Raw genomic sequence first — 21,686 nt, 5'->3', positions numbered from 1 at the left:
AGGCGAGATGGGTATAATCCGCCCCGTTTCTTTCACCGCATCCTTTCATCAGAAGACAAGTTTATCCATGCGAATTGCCCTAGGTATTGAATACGACGGCAGCCGGTATTTCGGCTGGCAGCGTCAGCGCGAAGTGATCAGCGTACAGGAGGAGCTGGAGAAGGCCCTCAGCCGGATCGCCAATCACCCCGTCTCCATCCAGTGTGCAGGACGCACCGATGCCGGCGTCCACGCCACCGGCCAGGTCATCCACTTCGATACCGATGCGAACCGTGCCGAAGGGGCCTGGACCCTGGGGCTCAACTCCAACCTGCCGCCCGACATCGCGGTGCGCTGGGTCAAGGAGGTGGACGAGGGGTTCCATGCCCGCTTCAGCGCCACCGCCCGTCGCTACCGCTACGTCATCTACAACCACAACTACCGGCCAGCCATCCTCGGCAGCGGCGTCAGCCACTACCACGAAGCGATCGACGCGACGCTGATGCACCAGGCGGGCCAGTGCCTTCTGGGTGAGCAGGACTTCAGCTCGTTTCGGGCCGTCGGCTGCCAGTCCAAGACCCCGTGGCGCAATGTGACCCACCTGTGCGTCAGCCGCCAGGGCCCCTATATCGTGCTGGATATCCGGGCCAACGCCTTCTTGCACCATATGGTGCGCAACATCACCGGCTCCCTGCTGCTGGTGGGGCAGGGCCTCAAACCGGTGGAGTGGGTGGCCGAGGTGCTGGCGGCCCGGGATCGCAACCTGGCGGGCCCCACCGCCAAGGCGGGGGGGCTCTATCTGGTGGACGTGGATTACCCGCTGGAACTGGGCTTGCCGCGGGTGCCGCTCGGCCCGTTGTGGCTGCCGGACTCGGCACCGGGTACGACCAGTTTTTAGTAACTGGGCCCGAAAATTTGTGGTTTAATGATCCGTCATTTATTGCCATCGAGCTATTAAGTCATTGAACAATCTAGGCTCGATGCGTTTTGTCAGGCACAAAAGCATTAAGGAATTCCATGAGCTGGCTTGAGAAGATCCTTCCCAAGAGCAAGATCACTGCCCCGCGTCGCCACAACATTCCGGAAGGGGTGTGGACCAAGTGCAGTGCTTGTGAACAGGTGCTCTACCGGGCAGAGTTGGAGCGCAATCTCGAAGTGTGCCCCAAGTGTGATCATCATATGCGCATCAGCGCCCGTGCCCGCCTCGAGAGCTTTCTCGACGAGCAGGGCCGCACCGAAGTCGGTGCCGAGCTGGAGCCGCAGGATGTACTGAAATTCAAGGATTCCAAGCGCTACAAGGATCGTTTGTCAGCCGCCCAGAAGGATACGGGTGAGAAAGATGCGCTGGTGGTGATGAAGGGGACCCTCAAGGGGGTGCCGGTCGTCGCTTGTTCGTTCGAGTTCTCCTTCATCGGTGGCTCCATGTCCTCCGTGGTGGGCGCCCGCTTCGTGCGCGCCGTCGAGGAGAGCATCAAGGAAGGGCGCGGTCTGGTCTGTTTCTCCACCTCGGGTGGTGCCCGCATGCAGGAGGCGCTGTTCTCCCTGATGCAGATGGCCAAGACCAGTGCGGCGCTGGACCGACTCTCCAAAGCCGGCCTGCCCTATATCTCGGTGCTGACCGACCCCACCATGGGTGGCGTCTCCGCCAGTCTGGCCATGCTGGGTGACATCAACGTGGGCGAGCCCAAGGCGCTGATCGGCTTTGCCGGTCCCCGCGTCATCGAGCAGACCGTGCGCGAGAAGCTGCCGGAAGGCTTCCAGCGCTCCGAGTTCCTGCTGGAGAAGGGCGCCATCGATCTCATCATCGACCGCCGCGACATGCGCAACCGTCTGGCCAGCCTGCTCGCCAAAATGCTGAATACTCACGTCATCGAAGAGTGAAGATGAGTTCCAACATGCAACAATCCCAAAGCCGGTCGCTGGTCGACTGGCTTTCTTATTTGGAGCAGATCCACCCGGTCAACATCGACATGGGGCTGGATCGGGTCGGTGCCGTCGCCCGCCGCATGGGTCTTACCCAACTGCCGTTCAAGGTGATCACGGTGGCGGGCACCAACGGCAAGGGCTCCAGCTGTGCCATGGCGGCCAGCATCCTGATGGAAGCCGGTTACCAGGTCGGCGTCTACTCCTCTCCCCATCTGCTGCGCTTCACCGAACGGGTGCGGATCAACGGGGCCGAGCTGGCCGACCGCGATCACTGCACCGCCTTTGCTGAGGTGGAAGCGGCCCGCGGCGAGATAGCCCTTACCTTCTTCGAGTTCGCCACCCTTGCTGGTTTGTGGCTGTTTCGCCGCGCCGCGCCGGATGTGCTCTTGCTGGAAGTGGGGTTGGGCGGCCGGCTCGATGCCACCAATGTGGTGGAATCCGATGTCGCCATGATCACCTCCATTGCGCTCGATCACTGCGATTGGCTGGGGGATACCCGTGAGGCGGTGGCGGTGGAGAAGGCGGGCGTATATCGCGCCGGCAAACCCGCCATCAGCGGTGAGCCCAACCCGCCCGTCACCATCGCCAACGAGGCGGCCCGCCTCGGCGCCTCCTTGCGCCAGGTCGGCCGTGACTTCCACGGGGATGAGCACGACGACAGTTGGGACTACCACGGCCTGCACCACTGGCTGGGGCTGCCCAAGCCGGCCCTGCCGCTGATGAACGCGGTCACCGTGCTGGCGGCGCTGGAGTCCCTCGGCCTGCCGCTGCCGGAAGAGGCTATTCGACAAGGACTGACCAATGCCCGGCTGGCCGGCCGGATGCAGCAACTGCAAAGCGCGCCGCTGGTCATCGTCGATGTGGCCCACAACCCCCATTCGGCCGCCTATCTGGCCGCCCAGCTGCGCAAGCAACCCTGCCGCGGCGTGCGCCGCGCCGTGGTCGGCATGCTCAAGGACAAGGACATGGCGGGGTCGCTTGCCGAGCTCGATGGCCTCATCGGCGAGTGGTATCTGGCGAGCCTGAGCGGTCCGCGGGCGGCGAGCGCGGCCCAGCTGGCGGCGGCCCTTGGCAGCGAGCGAGGGCCGGCGACCACCTTTGACAGCGTGGGGCAGGCCTATGCTGCCGCGTTGGCCGCATCGAGTCCTGATGATATGGTCATTGTGTTTGGTTCGTTTTACACTGTCGCCGACATTCTGGCGGGTGTCGCCGTCTAGGCCACACCCCGGCTCCCCAGCCCTTTGGCGGGGAGCCAGATCGCATATTGAGTTACGTAAAGGTAGGATTCAACTTGGCCTCTAAGTTTCAAAACCGTCTGGTGGGGACCGTCATCCTGGTGGCCCTGGTAGTCATTTTTCTGCCGGATCTGATGGACGGCCACAAGCTGGAGCAGAAGGAAGAGGCGTTTGCCAAGATCCCGCTGCGCCCCGAGCTGGAACCCGCCAAACCCGCCTTGCAGGTATCGGCCGCCAGCACACTGCCGGCGGAGCATCTGGCCAGCCAGCAGCAGGCGTCGGCTGCCGAGCAGTGGCAGGTGGAAGAGGTGCCCGAGCCGGTCACCCTGGGGGCCAAGCAGGGCCAGCCGCAGGTGCAGCAGCCGGCCGCCAAGCCGGTGACCCAGCCCGTTACACCACCGGTAGTCAAGCCCCAGCCCAAGCCTGAAGTGATCGCCAAGAAACCGGTGGAGCAACCCAAGCCCAAGGTGGTGCCGCCCAAGCCGGTAGAGGTGCAAAAACCGGTGGAGAGCAAGCCGCAGGCGGGCCAGATCAGGTCGATGGACGATCTCATCGCCAGCAAGATGGGGCAAGCGACCACGACCGCAGCCCCGGCGCCTGCCGCGACGCCCCCGGCCCAGGGCAGCTGGATCCTGCAGCTAGGCGCCTTCAAGAACGTCGACAGCGTCAACGCGCTGGTGGGCAAGCTGCGGGCGGCGGGTTACTCGGCTCACACCTCGCCGCGCACGCCGGTGCAGGGTCAGCTCAACCGGGTCTTCATCGGACCGGATGTCTCCAAGACCAAGCTGCAGGGCATGCAGAGCCGCATCGGCCAGATGACCGGCCTGAGTGGTTCCGTGGTGGCTTACAACCCCTAAGAGGGACCACAAGATAAAAAAATACCGCGCTTCATTCTGGATGGGCGCGGTATTTTTTTAGATGCATTTTACCGGTTTGGGCAGGCCGCCAATCTTGGTGGCCTGCTTGGCGGGGCCTTCCGGGAACAGCTTGTAGAGGTAGCGGCTGTTGCCCTTCTCGGGGCCGTACTGCTTCTCCATCGCCTTGACCAGGGCGCGAATGGCGGGGGAGGTGTTGAACTCCAGATAGAAGGCGCGTACGAAGCGCACCACTTCCCAGTGCGGCTCCTCCAGTACGATACCTTCCTGCTCGGCCAGTACCAGTGCCAGCGCCTCGCTCCAGTCGTTGCTGTTGAGCAGATAACCCTTGGCATCGGTTTCGATGAGTTGGCCGTTGAATTCCAGCTGGTGGTGCTCGGACATGGTGGGCTCCTTGTGGCCTGTCAGGATTGGGCGGGCATGGTAGCGCCTTGTTCCCGGGTGAGCAACCGGCTCTCGTTGGCCAGGGCGAGCAATTCGTCTGCCAGCTGGCTGATGAGATTGAGCTGCTGGGTCAGCATCAGCTGCTCCTCGCTGCTGTCCGGGGTGATGACCGGGCACTGCCCCTCGATCTGCTCCGGCATCTCTCCCGCCAGATGGCCGGCGGCCCGCTCCAGGGTGTGGCTCAGGTGGCGGCTGATCTCATCCAGCTCGCCGATGGCCTCCAGCTTGTCGCGATGGGCGCCCAGCGCCGAGATGTAGGAGAGCAGGGCATGGTTGCGCCAGGTGAGGGTGAAGCAGAGGTCGAGGAAACGGCGGCGCTTTTGTGGCTCCACCAGCATGCTCTGCCAGGCCATGGCCAGTTCGCTGTCCGCCAGATGGGCGCTCTTGCGCGCTACCCGGTAGTCGAGTGACTCATCCCGCTGCTGCTGCAGGCTGGCCAGCACTGCCGAGAGGTAGCGGGCGTTGGCCGACAGCGAATTGGCGATCAGGGTCGGCAGCCGCTTGTACTGCCAGTCCGGCCAGAGCCAGGCCACCAGGGCGTAGGAGAGCAGGCAGCCGAGCAGGGTATCGAGCATGCGCGGCCCTAGGATGGCGAAGCCGATGCCGTCCAGCAGGTTGAACGCCATCAACACGTAGAGGGTGATGAAGCAGACCGCGGCGCTGTAGTTGCTGCGCACCTGGGTGAAGAAGAGGAAAGCGGCCAGCCCCATCACCACCAGCTGTACGTGCAGTTCGGGGAAGAGCCAGAGCACCGGGATCCCCACCAGCAGGCCGGCGAAGGTGCCGAGCATGCGCTGCACCAGCCGGCGGCGGGTGGCGCTGTAGCTGGGCTGGCAGACGAACAATACGGTCAGCAGGATCCAGTAACCCTTGTCCAGCTGGAAGGCCTGCAGAATGCCGTAGCCCACCACCAACCCGAGGGACAGCCGCAGAGCATGGCGAAACACCATGGAGTTGGGGGTCAGGTGCTGCTTGAGCTGGGTCAGCAGTGGCAGGCGGGCGGGCCGGGCCAGGGGCGGCAGGCTCTGCGGGGCCTGCTCGGGGTTTTGCAGCTCCTCGGCGCTTTGCAGCAGCTGGTTGATGCTGGCCAGGTTGCGGCGCAGAAACTTCATCGGCGTCAGCAGGGTTTTCGGGTAGTGCTGCTTGAGGTGAGTGAACTCCAGCTGATCGCCGAGGGCCTCCAGCGTCCAGTGGATGCGCTTGTTGTGGGCATAGGGTTTGTGCACCAGGATGGCGTAGCCGAGCCGCTGGCACGCCTCGGAGAGTTGCAGGAACACCTCCTGGAAGCCGTCAAGGACGATGCCCTGCTTGAGCTCGGCTTCCAGCTTGCTGTAGGGGTAGTGGCTGGAGGTGGCCCGCTCGTGGATCTCCAGCGCCAGCAGGTAGAGGCGCAGCAGGCTGGCCAGCTCGGGGGAGGCTCGGTGGCGGGTGCTGAGACGGGCGTTGAGGGCCGACTTGGTGAGCGTCAGGGCGTTGACCAGGTTGATGTTGAGCTGGGCCAGGTTATGACGAATGGCCTGGGCGCCGTGCTCGTCGGCCGGAAAGAAGCGGGATTTCTCCAGCAGATAGCGGGAGAGGGCAAAGTAACTCTGGGCCAGCTGCTCGTGTAGGGTCTTGTAGGGCAGCAGCCAGAGCCAGATCAGCGACACCAGGCCATACCAGAGCGCCCCGGCGCCGAGGGCCAACGGCTGATAGAAGAGATCCGGCGCCTTGGCGGCCCCCAGCATGGTGTAGATGGCGATCAGCAGGGAGCCAAAGCTGATGGTGGCGTAACGCTGACCGAGCGCCCCCACCATCACGAAGATGAAGGTGGAGCTCGCCAGCCCGATGGCGAACAGCCAGGGGGTGGGGAAGAGATACTGCACGCAGAGGGAGGCGAACAGGAAGCAGAGCAGGGTCATGGCGAGGTTCTTGACCCGCCCCCACAGGCTGTCGTCGGTCTCGGCGATGGCGCCGGCCACCACCCCGAGGGAGAGCAGCACGGTGAGCTGGATGTCGCCGGTCGCCAGGGTGAAGGCGAGCAGCCCCATGATGGCCAGCAGCACCTTGAGGGCGAAATAGATATGACTGTCAGTCAGCAGCCGGCGCAGCAGGCCAGAGAAATCCGTGGGCATGGGAGAGCGCAACCCTTGAGCGAAACGAAAGCGAGAGCATAACCGGTCAACAACGAAACGGCCCTGATTTGGATCAGGGCCACTTCGCTTCATATCCTTGATTTGCAACTTATCCTGACAGAAACAGGCGCCAATAAAAACCCCGCCGAAGCGGGGTGTTTGATTAGTTGCGGTTGCCGCCGAGCAGGCTCAGCAGACTCAGGAAGATGTTGTAGATGGAGACATACAGGGTGACGGTGGCGGAGATGTAGTTGGTCTCGCCGCCGCGCACGATCTGCTGGGTAGTCAGCAGGATGGCACCGGAGGAGAACAGCATGAACATGGCGGAGAGGGCCAGGCTCAGGGCGCTCATCTGCAGGAAGATGTTGGCGATCATGGCCACCAGCAGCACCCAGAAACCGACGAACAGCATGCCGCCGATGAAAGAAAGATCACGCTTGGTGGTCAGGGCATAGGCCGACAGACCGAAGAAGGTGAGCGCGGTGCCGCCGAGCGCGGTCATCACGATCTCGCCGCCGCCGTTGTTCATGTACATGTTGATGATGGGGCCCAGGCTATAGCCCAGCAGACCGGTCAGGGCGAAGGTGAACACCAGCCCCATGCCGTTGTCACGATTCTTCTCGGTCAGGAACATCAGACCGTAGACGCCGATGAGGAAGATGGCCCAGTGCAGGGGCGGCATGTTCATCACGGTGGCGACCCCGGCCACCACGGCAGAGAAGCCAAGAGTGAGGGAGAGCAGCATGTAGGTGTTGCGCAGTACCTTGTTGGTATCGCGCGCGGCACTCTGGGTGCCGGTATAGATAGAACGGGTATCCATCTTGGGTGTCCTCTTGATTTCCGGGGTGAGGCGGCAACGCCGACTCGTTAACGCATTGTATGCACTGAATGTCGGGATGACGAGCGCTGATTTCAAGCCCCACCCCAGCCTGTTGCCCACTACTATCCCAAATCAAATATGTATTGCATATGAACAAGGGGCTGACGTAGTATGCACGCCGTTCGGAGGGGTGGCAGAGCGGCTGAATGCACCGGTCTTGAAAACCGGCGATGGGCGACCATCCGTGGGTTCAAATCCCACCTCCTCCGCCATCTTCAGAAAAGCCCCGGCAACCTGGTTGCCGGGGCTTTTTGCTGTCTGCAGCAAGCGGGATGCGCTGCTCATGGCTGGCTGCCGGCGTAGGGCTGCGGGTATCTGCCGAGCACCAGCAGGGTGAGCAGGCAGCAGGCGGCGCCGGCGTAGAAGGTGCAGGCGGCGCCCAGAGTGTCCCACAGCAGCCCGGCCAGCAGGCTGGCCAGCAACATGGCGAGGCCGCAGACCAGATTGAAGAAGCCGAACGCGCTGCCGCGCAGTTCCGCGGGCGCGCTGGCGGCCACCATGGCGGCCAGCAGCCCCTGGGTCAATCCCAGATGAATGCCCCACAACATCACCCCCAATAGCAAGGCCCCCCAGTGGGTGCTGGCCGCCAGCACCAGATCGGCGGCCACCAGCACCAGCAACCCCCAGACCAGCAGGATTCGGTGACTCATCTGATCCGAGAGGCGCCCGAACGGATAGGCGCTGAGGGCATAAACCAGGTTCATCGCCACCATGACCAGCGGCACCAGCGCGAGCGCCACGCCGCTTTGCTGGGCACGCAGCACCAGAAAGGCTTCGCTGAAACGGGCCAGGGTAAACAGGGCACCGATGAGCACCACCCAGCGATAGGGGCGGCCAAGGCGCTGCAAATTGTCGCGCCGCAGGGGGTTGCAGCGGGCGTGGTGGCCAGCCGCTTTGGGTTCACGCAGGCCGATGGCGAGCAGGGTGACCGAGGCCAGCCCAGGCACCACCGCCAGCCAGAAGATGGCGCGAAAATCATCGTGCCAGAGCAGCATCAATCCGACGGCCAGCAGCGGCCCCAGCAGGGCGCCGACCGTGTCGAGGGACTGGCGCAGGCCGAAGGCAGCGCCGCGCAGCTTAAGGGGAGTGAGGTCGGCCACCAGTGCATCGCGGGGGGCGCCACGGATGCCCTTGCCAACTCTGTCCAGCAGGCGGGCGGTCAGTATCAACCCACTGCCGGTAGCGATGGCAAACAGCGGCTTGGTCAGGGCTCCCAACCCGTAGCCCAGCAGGGCCAACCCCTTGCGGCGTCCCAGATAGTCGCTCAGGGTGCCGGAGAAGACCTTGACCATCAGGGCCGTCGCCTCTGCCATCCCTTCGATGAGCCCGATGGTGAGGGCGCTGCTGCCAAGCACGGTCACCATGAAGAGGGGGAGCAGGCTGTGGATCATTTCAGAAGAGATATCCATCAGCAGGCTGACAAACCCCAGCACCCAGACGCCACCCGGGATCCGGCCGGCGGGTTGGGGAGCGGGGGGGCGGCTTGTCGTGGTCATGGGGTTCTCCTGCCTTGCATCGATTCACCCAGAGCATAGCCAGCCCGGCCGCCACAAGGCTGCCGGGCTGGCTGATCATGTCTGCCAGCGTGACCGCAGACGGTTGCCTGCAGTCACGGCATCATTGCTCGATGTCGAGCTCGGCCCGAACCGGTTGCCGGTTGCGCAGGGTCGAGATGAGCACCAGGGTGGCGATGGCGGCCAGCAGGGCAAAGGAGGCGGAGTAACGGCTCAGTTCAAGCCCGCCCTTGCTGAGCGGCTTGTCCAGAAAATCCCCCACCACGGCGCCAAGGGGCCTGGTCAGGATGAAGGCGGCCCAGAACAGCAGGGTGCGCGATACCCGGGTCAGGTAGTAGGCGGCAATGATGGCGGCCAGCATGCCGCCAAACAGCAGGGTGCTGCCCGCATAGCCAAAGCCGGCCTCGTCTGCGGTCCAGTCGCCCAGTGCGGTGCCCAGGGTCTGGGAGAACATGATGGTCACCCAGTAGAACAGCTCGGTGCGCGGCGTGGTGATGCTGCCGGTGGAGATGCTGCCCTGCAGCCGATACCAGAGCAGGAAGGAGCCCATCAGCAAGGCCAGCAGCAGGGTGGAGCCGCCGGCATAGCCCAGCCCGAGCGAGCGATCGGCAAAATCCGCCAGGGTGGTGCCGACCGTGGTGGTGGCGATGATGGTGGTCCAGTAAAGGAGGGGGTTGTAGGAGGTCGTTGCGATCTGCGCACTGACCGAGACGAAGAAGATCACGGCAAAGATGCCTGTGCTTACCAGATAACCGAGCTCCATCGACATGGAAACGGCGTCCCCCCCTGTCTCCCCCAGGGTGGTCGCCAGGATCTTGATGATCCAGAATGCCAGGGTGATCTCTGGCACCTTGCTGATCGCTGCCTTGCTGTTGTCGTGCATGTTAACCCTCTCTCGTATCTGTCGTATGACGAGGACTCGTCAGGAAACAGCGTCGCCGAGCAGTCTTAAGCGAAACTTAAGAGCGGGAGAGGGACCTGAAAAATGGTGGTAACAACGTGCCGATGGGAGGGCGTTGTCATTCAATATGACAGCGAGCCGGTTTTTTGAGCAACCACATAACACGGATTGCTTAATTCTTTCTTAAGTTTTGCCGGTTAGGCTGTCGGTTTGTTGTGATTGTTGATATGCATCACATTATTGAAAGTGTCTGAAAATATCGTATTTGGCGTTTTCAACACACTGTTACTATCCGGCGCCAAATATCGGCGTGTCGACTCCGGAACGGGTATTTCAAGGTGTAATAAAGAAGTGTAACAGGGAGATATACATGCCTTCTTTTCTTAGAATAAGAATTGTTCCATTTGTGTTTTTGCTGGCATTCATCTTTGCCTTCTTGCTCAACTGGCCAGTATTGCTGCATTTTTATGAAATATTGACGCAGCTTGAACATTTTAAAATCGGGTTCGCCATCTCTATTCCCATCGTGCTGGTTGCGGCATTGAACTTTGTCTTCATGCCATTTTCTGCGCGTTATTTCATCAAGCCTTTCTTTGCCTTTCTGTTTATTACGGGTGCCATTGCCAGCTACACCATGATGAAATACAAGGTGCTGTTTGATGGCGACATGATCCAGAACATCTTTGAGACCAACCAGAGCGAGGCGCACTCCTATCTGAGCGTACCCATCGTGATCTGGGTATTGCTGGCCGGGGTGCTGCCGGCGGTGCTGCTGTTCTTCGTCAAGATAGAGTATCCGGCCAGATGGTATCAGGGGCTGCTGCAGCGCGGGCTCTCCATGCTGGCCTCCCTCGTGGTACTGGGGCTCATCGCCGCGGCCTACTACCAGGACTACGCCTCGGTCGGGCGCAACAACCAGACCCTGAACCGGGAGATAGTGCCGGCCAACTACATGTACAGTACCGCCAGGTATCTGCAAAAACGCTATCTGACAGAGCCGGTGCCGTTCCAGCGCCTGGGCGACGACGCCAGACGGGTGGCCGGTGCGGACAAGCCGACCATGATGTTCCTGGTAGTGGGGGAGACGGCGCGCGGCAAGAACTTCTCCATGAACGGCTATCACAAGGAGACCAACCCCTTCACCAGCAAGCAGGCGGGGATCATCTCCTTCAACGACGTGCGCTCCTGCGGCACGGCGACCGCGGTCTCGGTGCCCTGCATGTTCTCCAACATGGGGCGCAACCAGTTCGACGGCAACCAGGCCCGCAACAGCGAAGGGCTGCTGGACGTGCTGCAAAAGAGCGGCGTCTCCATCTTCTGGAAGGAGAACGACGGTGGCTGCAAAGGGGTCTGCGATCGGGTGCCCAACATGGTGGTCAACCCCAAGGATCACCCCAAGTTCTGCGACAAGAACACCTGTTATGACGAGGTGGTGCTGGAGGGGCTGGATGACGAACTGGCGGGCATGAAGGGTGACAAGCTGGTGGGTTTCCACCTCATCGGCAGCCATGGGCCGACCTATTACAAGCGTTATCCGGGCTCGCACCGCCACTTCCTGCCGGATTGCCAGCGCAGCGACATCGAGAACTGCACCGATCAGGAGCTGGAGAATACCTACGACAACACCATTCGCTACACCGATTATGTGATTGCCAGCATGATCGAGCGCTTGAAAAAGTACGAGGACAAATACAATACGGCGCTGATCTATATTTCCGACCACGGTGAGTCACTTGGGGCATTGGGACTTTATCTGCATGGCACCCCTTATAAATTTGCGCCGGATGATCAGACCCGGGTCCCCATGCAGGTGTGGATGTCATCGGGTTTTGCCAAAGAGAAGGGGATGAACCTCGACTGTTTGCAGCAGAAGGCGGCCAATACCCGTTATTCTCACGACAACCTGTTCTCCTCCATGCTGGGGATCTGGGATGTGAATACGGCCGTGTATGAACAGCCGCTGGATATCTTCAGCCAGTGTCGCAGCGTGCAATAACGCCATAGCGAGAGAAAGGGGAGCCAGGCTCCCCTTTTTATTTTGGTGCGCCAGTATGATTATCCTTTGAGCGACTTGCCGCACCGACCAGATGGGGCGGGCGGATCCCTTTATCTGGTGTATGATATTTCTGCTTGTTAATTGTTCAGAGCGATGGCGGGATGTGGGTCTGCGTCGCCGGGGAATTAATCCGACCAGGGCTGAGTAATTTATTTTCGCGGCGAGACTCGTCTTTTACAAAAGAGTCGATATAAAGTGGGATGCCATGCTAGGGCGCGCTGGTTTGCCGGAGGAACAGGCCGTCACGCTCACCTTCCCGGCTCGTCCGTCATGGCGCATCACACAGCAATCAAAGAGCAAGGGGCGAGTACGTGCCAGGGGCACTGCCCGCCATCGGTGCAATGTTCAGCAACATGACGCAGGCAGCCATCAGCCGCGTCGGTAGGGATTGGCAATGCGGCGTCATCTGTTTATCTGGTTAGGCCCGTTATGTAGCTTGCTGTTGTTGGGGGCGGCGCTGGTCGTCCTCTATCGTTTGACCCACCTCTGGCACTGGCACGACATCCGGCTGGCCATCTGGTCTTTGCCGCTGCCGCTGCTGGGCGGTGCCCTGTTGCTGACCCTGCTCAGCTATGCCTGCCTCTGCTGCTACGACATGCTGGCGGTGCACGCCCTCGGCAAGCGGCTGCCCTGGCAGCAGGTGGGGGTCACCTCGTTCATCGCCTACACCTTCTCCAATACTCTGGGTTTCGCCCTGCTGACCGGCTCGTCGGTGCGCTATCGCATCTACTCGTCGCTGGGGCTCGGCACCGGGGAGGTGGCCAGGATCATCGTCTTCTGTTCGGTGACCTTCTTCCTCGGCCTGCTGGCCTGGGGGGGCACGGCCCTGCTGGTGGGGCAGGCCACCACCTTGCTGCCGGACTGGCCGCTGTGGGCCGATCAGCTGCTTAATCTGGCGGGGGCGCTGGCGCTCTTGGCGGTGCTTGGTTACCTGTTCTGGCCAAAGCCCGTGCTGGTCTGGCGTGGCCATGAGCTGGTGTTGCCGATATTCAGAACCCGGTTGCTGCAACTGCTGGTGGCGCTGCTGGACTGGATGGCCGCTGCCGCCGTGCTCTATGTGCTGCTGCCGGCAGACAGCGTCTCCTATCCGGTGCTGCTCAGTGCCTTCGTGCTGGCCAGCTTCCTCGGGGTGTTGGCCCATGTGCCAGGCGGGATCGGGGTGTTCGAGGCGAGCATGAGCCTGCTGCTGGCCAAGTACCTGCCGGTGGACAAGCTCTTGGCCTCCCTGCTGCTCTATCGCTGCATCTACTATGTGCTGCCCTTTTTGTGCGCCCTGCTGCTGTTCACCAGCCAGGAGCTGTTGCAGCAGAAGGCGCGCTGGAGCCGGTTGCAGGGCATCATGAGCGCGGTGCGCGAGTTCCTGCCGGCCCTCATCAGCCTGGGGGCGTTCGCGGCGGGCAGCTTGCTGCTCTGCTCCGGGATGATCCCTACCATGCGCGGGCGCATCGAGATGTTCCTGCAGGTATTGCCGTTGCACCTGCTGGAGCTCTCCCATGTGCTGGGCAGCGTCAGCGGCGTGCTGCTGATCCTGCTGGCCCGCAGCCTCTACCGGCGCCACGATGCGGCGTTTCGCATCACCCAGCTGCTGTTGGGGCTGGGGATGATCTTCTCCCTGCTCAAGGGGTTTGACTGGGAGTCGGCCCTGCTGCTCGGGCTGTTCCTGCTCATCATCACCCCCTGCCGCTCGCTGTTTTATCGCAAGGGCTCCCTGCTGCACGCCCAGTTCACCCCGGGCTGGCTCATCTCGGTAGGGGCCGTGCTGCTGGGGGCGCTCTGGCTGCTGCTCTTCTCCTATCGCCAGGTGGAGTATGACCACGCCCTCTGGTTCCACTTCTCGCCCCATGGCGCCGCCTCCCGCGGGCTGCGGGCCATGGGCAGCGTGGTGGCGGTACTGGCGGTGGTGGGGGTGGCCCAGCTGCTGGCGCCGCTGCGGGTCTCCGGGCGCAAGCCGGAGCCGGACGAGCTGGCCCGTGCCCATGCCCTGGTGCTGCGCGAGGGGGGCGGACACGGTTACCTGGCCCAGCTTGGCGACAAGTCGCTGCTGTTTCACCCCGGCGGCGAGGCGTTTCTGATGTACGGCGTCGAGGGCAACGGCTGGATCGTGATGGGGGATCCCATCGGCCAGCCTGAGCTTATCGAGGAGCTGCTCTGGCAGTTTCGCGAGCTGTGTGATCAGCACGATGCCAGCCCGGTGTTCTACCAGGTGTCGGCCCGCTACCTGCCGCTCTATCTGGAGCTGGGCCTGATCCCGTTCAAGCTGGGGGAGGAGGCCATCGTCGATCTGAAGGCCTTCGAGCTGGCCGGCAGCCGGCTGCGCAACCTGCGCCAGAGCCATGCCAAGGGCAAGCGGGAGGGGTTGTCGTTCGAGGTGGTGGCGCCGGAGTGCGTGCCTGCGCTGCTGCCCCGCCTCAAGGAGGTGTCGGACACCTGGCTGCAGAGCAAACAGGGCAAGGAGAAGGGCTTCTCGGTGGGCAGTTTCGAGCCGGCCTATCTCAGTCTGAGCCCGGCCGCCCTGGTGCGGCACGAGGGGCAGATCGTCGGCTTTGCCAACCTCTGGGTCAGCGACAACAAGGCGAGCCTCTCCATCGACCTGATGCGCTACAGCCTGGACACGGGCACGGCCCCCATCATGGATTTCCTGTTCGTCGAGTTGCTGCTGTGGGGCAAGGGCGAGGGCTACGCCAGCTTCAACCTCGGCATGGCCCCCATGTCCGGCTTCAACGATCACCCCCTGAGCGGCTACTGGACCAAGCTTGGCAACACCATCTTCACCCGGGGCAGCCGTTTCTACAATTTTCAGGGGCTCAGGCGCTACAAGGAGAAGTTCTCGCCGGACTGGGAGCCGCGCTACCTGCTCTGCGCCAGCAAGCTGGTGTTGCCGCGGGTGCTGACCAACCTGATCTCCCTGATCAGCCGAGGCCCGTTCGGGCTCATCAAAAAGTAGGAGTCGTTCATGAGGATCCTGTTATTGCTGCTGGCGTGCTGCGCCTTCTCGCTCTCGGCCGCGCCGGTGAAAGAAGATCTCGGGCTGGTGGAGCTGCCGGTGGCGCAAGCCTCGAGTGCCCCCATGGTGGTGTTTCTGAGCGGTGATGGCGGCTGGGCCGCGCTGGACAAGGGGCTCAGCGCCCAGTTGCAGCAGCACGGCATGCCGGTGGTGGGTTGGAGCTCGCTCACCTACTACTGGAAGAAGAAGGATCCAGAGCAGGTCACCGCCGATCTGGTGCGGATCCTGGACGATTACCAGTCCCGCTGGGGGCGCCAGCGCTGGCTGCTGGTGGGCTTCTCCTTCGGGGCGGAGATCGTGCCCTTCGTCATCAACCGGCTACCCGAACCCTACCGCAAGAGCCTGATCGGGGCCGTGATGCTCTCCCCCTCGACCGCCTCCGACTTCGAGATCCACGTCAGCGACATGGTGACCCGCGACAAGGCAGGCAGTTATCCCACCCAGCCCGAGGTCAACGCCATTCACACCCTGCCGATGCTCTGCCTGCAGGGGGCGGCAGACGACTCGCCGGTGCGGCTCTGTCCCCACTTGCAGCAGCCCAACGTGACCACTGTGACCCTGCCCGGTTCGCACCATTTCGAGGATGACTACCCTGTGCTGTTCAAGGCCATCGCCAGCCATCTCAGCCTGCAGTAAGTGTGAACGCGGGCAGAAAAACTTGATGTAAATCAAAGTTCATGCCCTATCAGGCCGGATTGTGCGCAGCCGGCCTGTTTCTTTTTGATTTCGCCTTTACAGGCGTGGATTGCTTCCCAACACTCTACTGAGCAATAAAACAGTAGAGGGGGCTGCATGCGCGAACAAAGAGCTCATCTAGTTGATCAGGAAGTGGATTTCGCCGCCGATGAACAGCTGGTGTCCACCACGGATCTGCGGGGCGTGATCACCTACGCCAATGACAATTTCTGCCGGGTTGCCGGTTACAGCCGGGCCGAGCTGGTGGGGCAGCACCACAACATGGTGCGCCACCCCGACATGCCCAAGGCGGCATTTGCCGACCTGTGGGGCAAGCTCAAGCAGGGCCAGCCATGGCGCGGCATGGTGAAGAATCGCTGCCAGGATGGTCGCTACTACTGGGTGGATGCCTATGTCACCCCTATCTTCGAGCAGGGCAAGATCAGCGGCTACCAGTCGGTGCGCTGCCGCGCCGATCCGCAGATGAAGCAGATCGCCGCTCGCACCTATGCGCGGCTGCGGGCGGCGGAGCAGGGAGGCGGCAGGCCCAGAATTTCGCTGGCGCGGCTGCGTCACGGGGTGGCGGTGGCCGGGCTGCTGGCACTGGGTTGGCTCGGCACAGTAGAACTGGGTGGCTGGGCCGCTCTTTACATGGCGCTGCCGCTGATCTTGCTGGGGATCCTCTATCGCCACGAGCTCATCACCACCCCCCGTTACTTGCAGCAACTGGCCGGCGAGTATGACAGCCTGACCCGCCTCATCTACTCGGGGCAGGAGCCGAGCGCCATCGCCGACTTTCACATCAAGCTGCTGCAGGCCCGCATCCGCACCGTGCTCGGCCGGGTGGACGACGCCACGCACTCGTTGCAGGATCTGGCGGTGCATCTGAAGAGCGCCTCCAGCGAGGCGAGCTCGGACATTGCCGAGCAGGATGCCCAGACCCAGCAGATGGCGACCGCCATCACCGAGATGGCGAGCACGGCGCAGGAGATCGCCCGCAACATCCAGGATACCAACAGCCAGATTGCCGAGGCCAAGGCTCACTGCCAGCACACGGATCAGCAGTTGATCGAGACCGAGCGCAAGATCACCGATCTGGCGAAGGAGGCGGAACACGCCTTTGCCTCGGCGGTGGCGCTGGCCAGCGAGTCGGATCGCATCGGGGTGCTGATGGGGGAGATCCAGGGCATTGCCGATCAGACCAACCTGCTGGCGCTCAACGCCGCCATCGAGGCGGCCCGAGCTGGCGAGCAGGGGCGCGGCTTTGCGGTGGTGGCGGACGAGGTGCGCACCTTGTCTACCCGCACCCACAAGGCCACCGAACAGATCCAGGGCAGCATCGGCCAGATCCAGCGCACCCTGAACGGCTGGAAGGGAATGATGCAGAACAACCTGCAACAGACCCAGGCCTGCGTGGAGATGACCCGGATGGGGTCGGACAGCCTGCATCAGGTGCTGGCGGAGATCGAGCTGGTGATGGACTTCTCGGCCCAGATCTCGGCGGCGGCGGAGCAGCAGCAGGCGGTGGTGGAAGACATCAGCCAGAACGTCAACCTCATCTCCCAGCACTCCCACGCCAACAGCAACAAGATGCAGGACGTGGACGAGTCGAGCGAGATCCTGCTGACCAAGGCCAGACAGCTCAAATCCCTGGGGCAGACCTTCGGCTAGCCGGCGCCTGCCATCAACAAGAGAACAAGGCCACCCACGGGTGGCCTTGTGCTGTCAGGCGTATCGATCAGGCAGTGGCCTGGCCCAGCGGGTTCCCCTTGTCGTGGTACATGGCGCGGTCGGCCTGGATCAACCACTGCTCTGGGCGCCAGCCCGGCTGGTACTGGCTGATGCCAACGCTGATGCCGACCGACAGCGGGATCCCTTCTACCTCGAATGGCGGTTGCATGGTGGCCCTGATCTGCTCGGCAATGGCGTCGGCCTGCGCCTGATCATGGTCCGGCAACAGCAACACGAACTCGTCGCCGGCCAACCTGGCGAAGAAGTGCTGCGGCCCGAGGCTGCGGCTGATCCGCTCCGCCAGCTGGCAGAGGAGGGCATCGCCGTGGCTGTGGCCGAAGTTGTCGTTGACCTGCTTGAAGTCGTTGAGATCGCAAAACAGCAGGCAGCCTGGCGCCGGCCCCTTGACCTGGGCATCGAGCCGCTCCATCAGGCTCAGCCGGTTGGGCAGGTTGGTGAGGGGGTCGCGGCGGGCCAGCTGCCAGATCTCCTCCTCCCGCTGACGGCGCAGGGCAATTTCGCGGTTGAGCCGCTGGTTGCACATCAATAGATAGAGGGCCAGCAGCAGGATCAGCACGCTGGCCGCCAGGCTCAGCAGGAACCAGGGGCGCCAGAAGATCCACTGCTCGGAGGGGGCCTGATAGAGAAAGTCGCTCAAGGAGACCGGCTTTGGCACCAGCCCGATCTCCACCAGCTGCTGCATGATGTGGGCCATGCGGTCAGAATTCATATACCCGATCTCCACATAGAGCGGCTGGATCATCTCCTTGCTCACCTGCAGCTCGTACTCCATGTGGGCCTGACTGCGGTTGACGCCATACTCCTTGCGCAGCAGGGCGATGGCCTCCTGCGGGTGGGCCAGGGCGTAGCGCCAGCCGGCCAGGCTGGCGGCCCGAAAGCGGGCCACCCGATCCGGATGGGCGTGCTCCTGGGCCTGGGTGGTGAACAGGATGTCGCTGTAGAAATCGATGCCGTAGTTGCGCGGATTGATGACGGAGACGGGAATGCCGCGCTCCTCCAGATAGAAGGGCTCGTTGCTGAGGTAGGCGTTGAAGATGTCGACCCGCCCCTCGATGAGATCCTCGATGTTGACCGAGGTGGGCAGCGGGATGAGCTGACGCTCGCTCAGCCCCTGATAGAAGAGGGTGGCCAGCAGTTCGGCGTCCTGATGGGCCGAAAACATCATGATCCGTTTGCCACGCATGTCGTCAACGGTGAGAATGCCGCTGTCACGGCGGGCCAGAAAGATGGACGGCGAGTGTTGATAGACGCTGGCGAGCGCCAGCAGCGGCTTGCCGTTGGCATAGCTGGTCAGTACCTCGGTGTTGCCGACCCCGAAGTCGGCCCGCCCGCTCAGCACCTCTTCTACCGGGCTGATGCCCTTGCCGCCGGGCCGTATCTCGACGTCCAGCCCGGCACTGGCATAGAAGCCCTTGGCCTTGGCCATGTGATAGCCAACGAACTGGGGCTGGTGCAGCCAGCGCAACTGGAGCACCACCCGCTCCGGGGCTTCAAGGGGGGATTCGCTGGCCCGCAGGGGAACAGCATGGCTGATACCGATCAGCAGCAGCCAAAGCAAGCATCTCTTCATCCGTGCGAGTCTTGTTCTGAGTGTTCATGGGGTGCGACCCCGCAGGGTCATCTTCTTGTAATTAAAAACATTCTAAAGGGTTATTGATGTACCGGATACTAGCGCAGCACAAAGATTTCATGGTTATCAACAAGGGGCCCGGGCTCGGCATGCACGACGAGACCGACGAGTCCGGTCTGCTCCATCCTGGCCTGGTCAGCCGGGTCAAGGCGGACACGGGTCTGCTGCTCTATCCGGTGCATCGGCTCGACAAGATGACCTCCGGGCTGGTGCTGCTGGCGCGCACCACCGAGGCCAACCGGGCCCTCAGCATGGCCTTTGCCGCGCGGGAGGTGAGCAAGCAGTATCTGGCCCTCTCCGATCGCAAGCCCAAGAAGAAGCAGGGCTGGGTGAAGGGGGACATGCAAAAGGGGCGGGGGGGCAGCTGGATGCTGACCCGTACACTCGACAACCCCGCCATCAGCTGGTTCGACTCCGTGTCGGTGCGCGAGGGGTTGCGCCTTTATCGCATCAAGCCTCAGACCGGCAAGACCCACCAGATCCGGGTTGCCTTGAAGAGCGTGGGGGCGCCGATCCTCGGGGATGAGCGCTACGGCGGCACGGCGGCTGATCGCGGCTATCTGCACGCCTGGCGCCTCGCCTTCACCCTGGCGGGGGAGGCGTTCGATTTTGTCTGCCCACCCGACGAAGGCACGTTGTTTGTGCTGCCCGAGTTGCACGCCGCCATCGCGGGGTTGGCCGAATGAAGGGGACTGCCATGCAAGGGGCCTCGGATCTGCCCGCCAGCGGCTGGATCCTGGCGGATTTTGACGACACCCTGGCGCCGGATGACAGCCATGCCGGGCTGCTGCGCTTCATCCTGCGTCGCCGCATCTGGCCGCTGCTGCTGTGGCCTGTGATGGCGCTGGGGGGGCTGGTCTATCTGCTGCCAAGCCAGCGTCGGCGCGGCATTTCACTGATCTGGTGGGCCATCACCCTGGGGCTCTCGCCGCTAGGGTGGCGCCGCCTGGTGCGGGCCTATTGCCGCACCCGACCTGGGCTGTTTCAGGAGGCGCGCGCCCTGCTGCTGGCCGAAGGGCAGCGCTGCTGGGTGCTCTCCGCCAGCCCCCGCGCCCTGGTGCGGGGTCAGCTCCATCAGCAGTTGCCCGGCCAGCTGCCCCATCGCATTCTGGGGTCGCGGATGCACTATCGCCTCGGCGGCCTGATGCCACGTTTTTACTGTCACGGCCGCCACAAGATCCTGCCCGGGATCCAGGCCCTCGGCGCTACCCTGGCCCTGAGCGACAGCCTGCACGACTTGCCACTGCTGGCAGAGGGGCAGGCGGCCTGGCTCATCAACCCGACCCCGGCGCGGCTGCAACGAGCGCGGAAGACACTGCCCCGCATCGAGCCCAGATACTGGTCCCTGTAAGGCAAAACTGACAGCCTTGTGGGTCGCCACCGAGCGTGCCACAAGGCTGTGGCTTAAATGTCACAATCTATTTACATCTTTTGGCGCCGCCCCCCGACAAACTATCTGAACGCCGCCTCTTTTCTTCCGCTACGCCCCTGCCTCTAATGAAACAAGTTGTTAACAACGCCGGTAACAGCTGCCCGCAGCGCCCCGGTGTGACCCGTTTCGTTATCAGTCAATCGCAAGGAGCGCATCATGACGACCACTTCTTCTGCCCGTACTCATACCATCAACCCGCTCGGTACCGATGGTTTCGAATTCGTCGAGTACACGGCGCCCGATGCCAAGGGCATTGCCGCCCTCAAGGCGCTGTTCGTCTCGCTGGGCTTTGCCGAGGTGGCCAAGCACAAGCACAAGCAGTGCTGGCTCTACCGCCAGGGGGACATCAACTTCGTGGTCAATGCCGAGCCCCACTCCCAGGCCGAGCAGTTTGCCAGCCTGCACGGGCCGAGCGTCTGCGGCATGGCGTTTCGGGTGAGCGATGCTGGCAAGGCCCAGCAGTACGCCATCGCCAAGGGTGCCAAGCCGTTCGTCGGCAAGATTGGCCCCATGGAGCTCAATATCCCCGCCATCTACGGCATTGGCGAGAGCACCCTCTCCTTTGTCGACCGCTACGGCGACAAGGGCTCCATCTATGACGTGGACTTCGTCTTCTATCCCGACTGGCAGGCGCGCATGGCCGAGGTGGATGCAGGGCTCTACGAGATTGACCACCTGACCCACAACGTGCAGCGCGGCAACATGGATGTCTGGTCCAACTTCTACGAGCGGATCGGCAACTTTCGCGAAATCCGCTACTTCGACATCGAGGGCAAGCTGACCGGGCTCCATTCCCGCGCCATGACCGCCCCTTGCGGCAAAATTCGCATTCCCATCAACGAATCCTCCGACGACAAGTCCCAGATTGAAGAGTACCTGCGTCAGTACAAGGGGGAGGGGATCCAGCACATCGCCATGGCGTCGAGCGACATCTACCACACCATCCGTACCCTGCGCGGCCGTGGCACCGGCTTCATGCCGACCCCGGACACCTACTACGAGAAGGTGGACAGCAGGGTCGAGGGGCACCAGGAGGATCTGGCGGCGCTCAAAGAGCTGCGCATCCTCATCGACGGCTCCCCCACCAAGGACGGCATCCTGCTGCAGATCTTCACCGACACCGTCATCGGCCCGGTGTTCTTCGAGATTATCCAGCGCAAGGGCAATGAAGGCTTTGGTGAGGGCAACTTCCAGGCACTGTTCGAATCCATCGAGCTGGATCAGATCCGCCGCGGGGTGCTCAACGATGCGTAACGAAAGCCGCCACGT

The 21,686-nt window shown here is 62.7% G+C and carries 17 protein-coding genes and 1 tRNA gene; 12 read left to right on the top strand and 6 right to left on the bottom strand.

The features are described 5' to 3' along the window. The first annotated feature begins 67 nt into the window (after window positions 1–67). From truA to dedD, 4 genes are all read left to right on the top strand, one after another. Window positions 68–877: a tRNA pseudouridine(38-40) synthase TruA gene (gene truA, locus G5134_RS04790; RefSeq protein WP_029305766.1), complete on the top strand. Its 810-nt coding sequence runs from the start codon at window positions 68–70 to the stop codon at window positions 875–877. A gap of 119 nt (window positions 878–996) precedes the next feature. Further along, complete coding sequence (gene accD, locus G5134_RS04785; protein ID WP_005302503.1) at window positions 997–1,860, top strand: acetyl-CoA carboxylase, carboxyltransferase subunit beta; 864 nt, start codon at window positions 997–999, stop codon at window positions 1,858–1,860. Window positions 1,861–1,862: 2 nt separating this feature from the next. Further along, window positions 1,863–3,122, top strand: a complete 1,260-nt coding sequence (gene folC / locus G5134_RS04780; protein WP_065017956.1) for a bifunctional tetrahydrofolate synthase/dihydrofolate synthase — start codon at window positions 1,863–1,865, stop codon at window positions 3,120–3,122. 74 nt (window positions 3,123–3,196) lie between these two features. Beyond that, window positions 3,197–3,997, top strand: a complete 801-nt coding sequence (gene dedD, locus G5134_RS04775; RefSeq protein WP_065017957.1) for a cell division protein DedD — start codon at window positions 3,197–3,199, stop codon at window positions 3,995–3,997. 57 nt (window positions 3,998–4,054) lie between these two features. Here the strand turns inward: dedD and G5134_RS04770 are convergent, their stop codons facing one another. From G5134_RS04770 to G5134_RS04760, 3 genes are all read right to left on the bottom strand, one after another. Next, window positions 4,055–4,399, bottom strand: coding sequence for a TusE/DsrC/DsvC family sulfur relay protein (locus G5134_RS04770; protein WP_011706490.1), 345 nt, complete (start codon window positions 4,397–4,399; stop codon window positions 4,055–4,057). Window positions 4,400–4,419: 20 nt separating this feature from the next. Beyond that, entirely contained in the window at window positions 4,420–6,573 is a 2,154-nt protein-coding gene (yccS, locus tag G5134_RS04765; RefSeq protein ID WP_043169865.1) for a YccS family putative transporter, read from the bottom strand. Between the two features lie 163 nt (window positions 6,574–6,736). After that, entirely contained in the window at window positions 6,737–7,393 is a 657-nt protein-coding gene (locus G5134_RS04760; RefSeq protein WP_010633601.1) for a Bax inhibitor-1/YccA family protein, read from the bottom strand. A gap of 184 nt (window positions 7,394–7,577) precedes the next feature. On the opposite strand from G5134_RS04760, the gene G5134_RS04755 reads away from it, so the two are divergent. After that, a tRNA-Ser gene (locus G5134_RS04755) sits at window positions 7,578–7,665 on the top strand. 69 nt (window positions 7,666–7,734) lie between these two features. On the opposite strand, the gene G5134_RS04750 is transcribed toward G5134_RS04755, so the two are convergent. Both G5134_RS04750 and G5134_RS04745 read right to left on the bottom strand, forming a co-directional pair. Further along, the gene (locus G5134_RS04750) at window positions 7,735–8,949 is read right to left on the bottom strand and encodes an MFS transporter (RefSeq protein ID WP_408773152.1); all 1,215 of its coding nucleotides are present in this window, start codon (window positions 8,947–8,949) and stop codon (window positions 7,735–7,737) included. A gap of 121 nt (window positions 8,950–9,070) precedes the next feature. After that, window positions 9,071–9,850, bottom strand: coding sequence for a hypothetical protein (locus G5134_RS04745; protein WP_421231909.1), 780 nt, complete (start codon window positions 9,848–9,850; stop codon window positions 9,071–9,073). Between the two features lie 388 nt (window positions 9,851–10,238). Here G5134_RS04745 and G5134_RS04740 point away from each other — a divergent pair, with 388 nt between their 5' ends. From G5134_RS04740 to G5134_RS04725, 4 genes are all read left to right on the top strand, one after another. Further along, the gene (locus G5134_RS04740) at window positions 10,239–11,864 is read left to right on the top strand and encodes an MCR-3-related phosphoethanolamine--lipid A transferase (protein WP_065017960.1); all 1,626 of its coding nucleotides are present in this window, start codon (window positions 10,239–10,241) and stop codon (window positions 11,862–11,864) included. Between the two features lie 454 nt (window positions 11,865–12,318). Beyond that, window positions 12,319–14,868 carry a bifunctional lysylphosphatidylglycerol flippase/synthetase MprF gene (gene mprF / locus G5134_RS04735; protein WP_065017961.1) on the top strand — a complete coding sequence of 850 codons (2,550 nt, stop codon included), beginning with the start codon at window positions 12,319–12,321 and terminating at the stop codon, window positions 14,866–14,868. Between the two features lie 9 nt (window positions 14,869–14,877). Then, the gene (locus G5134_RS04730; RefSeq protein ID WP_017784889.1) at window positions 14,878–15,564 is read left to right on the top strand and encodes an AcvB/VirJ family lysyl-phosphatidylglycerol hydrolase; all 687 of its coding nucleotides are present in this window, start codon (window positions 14,878–14,880) and stop codon (window positions 15,562–15,564) included. Window positions 15,565–15,720: 156 nt separating this feature from the next. Further along, the gene (locus G5134_RS04725; RefSeq protein WP_065017962.1) at window positions 15,721–17,274 is read left to right on the top strand and encodes a methyl-accepting chemotaxis protein; all 1,554 of its coding nucleotides are present in this window, start codon (window positions 15,721–15,723) and stop codon (window positions 17,272–17,274) included. A 67-nt stretch (window positions 17,275–17,341) separates the two neighbouring features. On the opposite strand, the gene G5134_RS04720 is transcribed toward G5134_RS04725, so the two are convergent. After that, window positions 17,342–18,925, bottom strand: a complete 1,584-nt coding sequence (locus G5134_RS04720; RefSeq protein WP_411595467.1) for an ABC transporter substrate-binding protein — start codon at window positions 18,923–18,925, stop codon at window positions 17,342–17,344. Between the two features lie 86 nt (window positions 18,926–19,011). Between G5134_RS04720 and G5134_RS04715 the strand changes: the two genes are divergently transcribed. The 3 genes from G5134_RS04715 to hppD all read left to right on the top strand — a co-directional run bounded on the left by G5134_RS04715 (window position 19,012) and on the right by hppD (window position 21,671). Continuing rightward, window positions 19,012–19,671 (top strand): TIGR01621 family pseudouridine synthase, encoded by a 660-nt coding sequence (locus G5134_RS04715; RefSeq protein WP_024941094.1) that lies wholly within the window; start codon window positions 19,012–19,014, stop codon window positions 19,669–19,671. Window positions 19,672–19,682: 11 nt separating this feature from the next. After that, window positions 19,683–20,336, top strand: coding sequence for an HAD family hydrolase (locus G5134_RS04710; protein WP_371440832.1), 654 nt, complete (start codon window positions 19,683–19,685; stop codon window positions 20,334–20,336). A gap of 237 nt (window positions 20,337–20,573) precedes the next feature. Beyond that, entirely contained in the window at window positions 20,574–21,671 is a 1,098-nt protein-coding gene (gene hppD, locus G5134_RS04705; protein ID WP_005302356.1) for a 4-hydroxyphenylpyruvate dioxygenase, read from the top strand. Window positions 21,672–21,686 lie beyond the last annotated feature (15 nt).

Origin of the sequence: Aeromonas sp. 600276, from assembly GCF_049175815.1 — a bacterium.
Classification (GTDB): domain Bacteria; phylum Pseudomonadota; class Gammaproteobacteria; order Enterobacterales; family Aeromonadaceae; genus Aeromonas; species Aeromonas dhakensis.
This window is presented reverse-complemented; position numbering and strand designations above follow the sequence as displayed.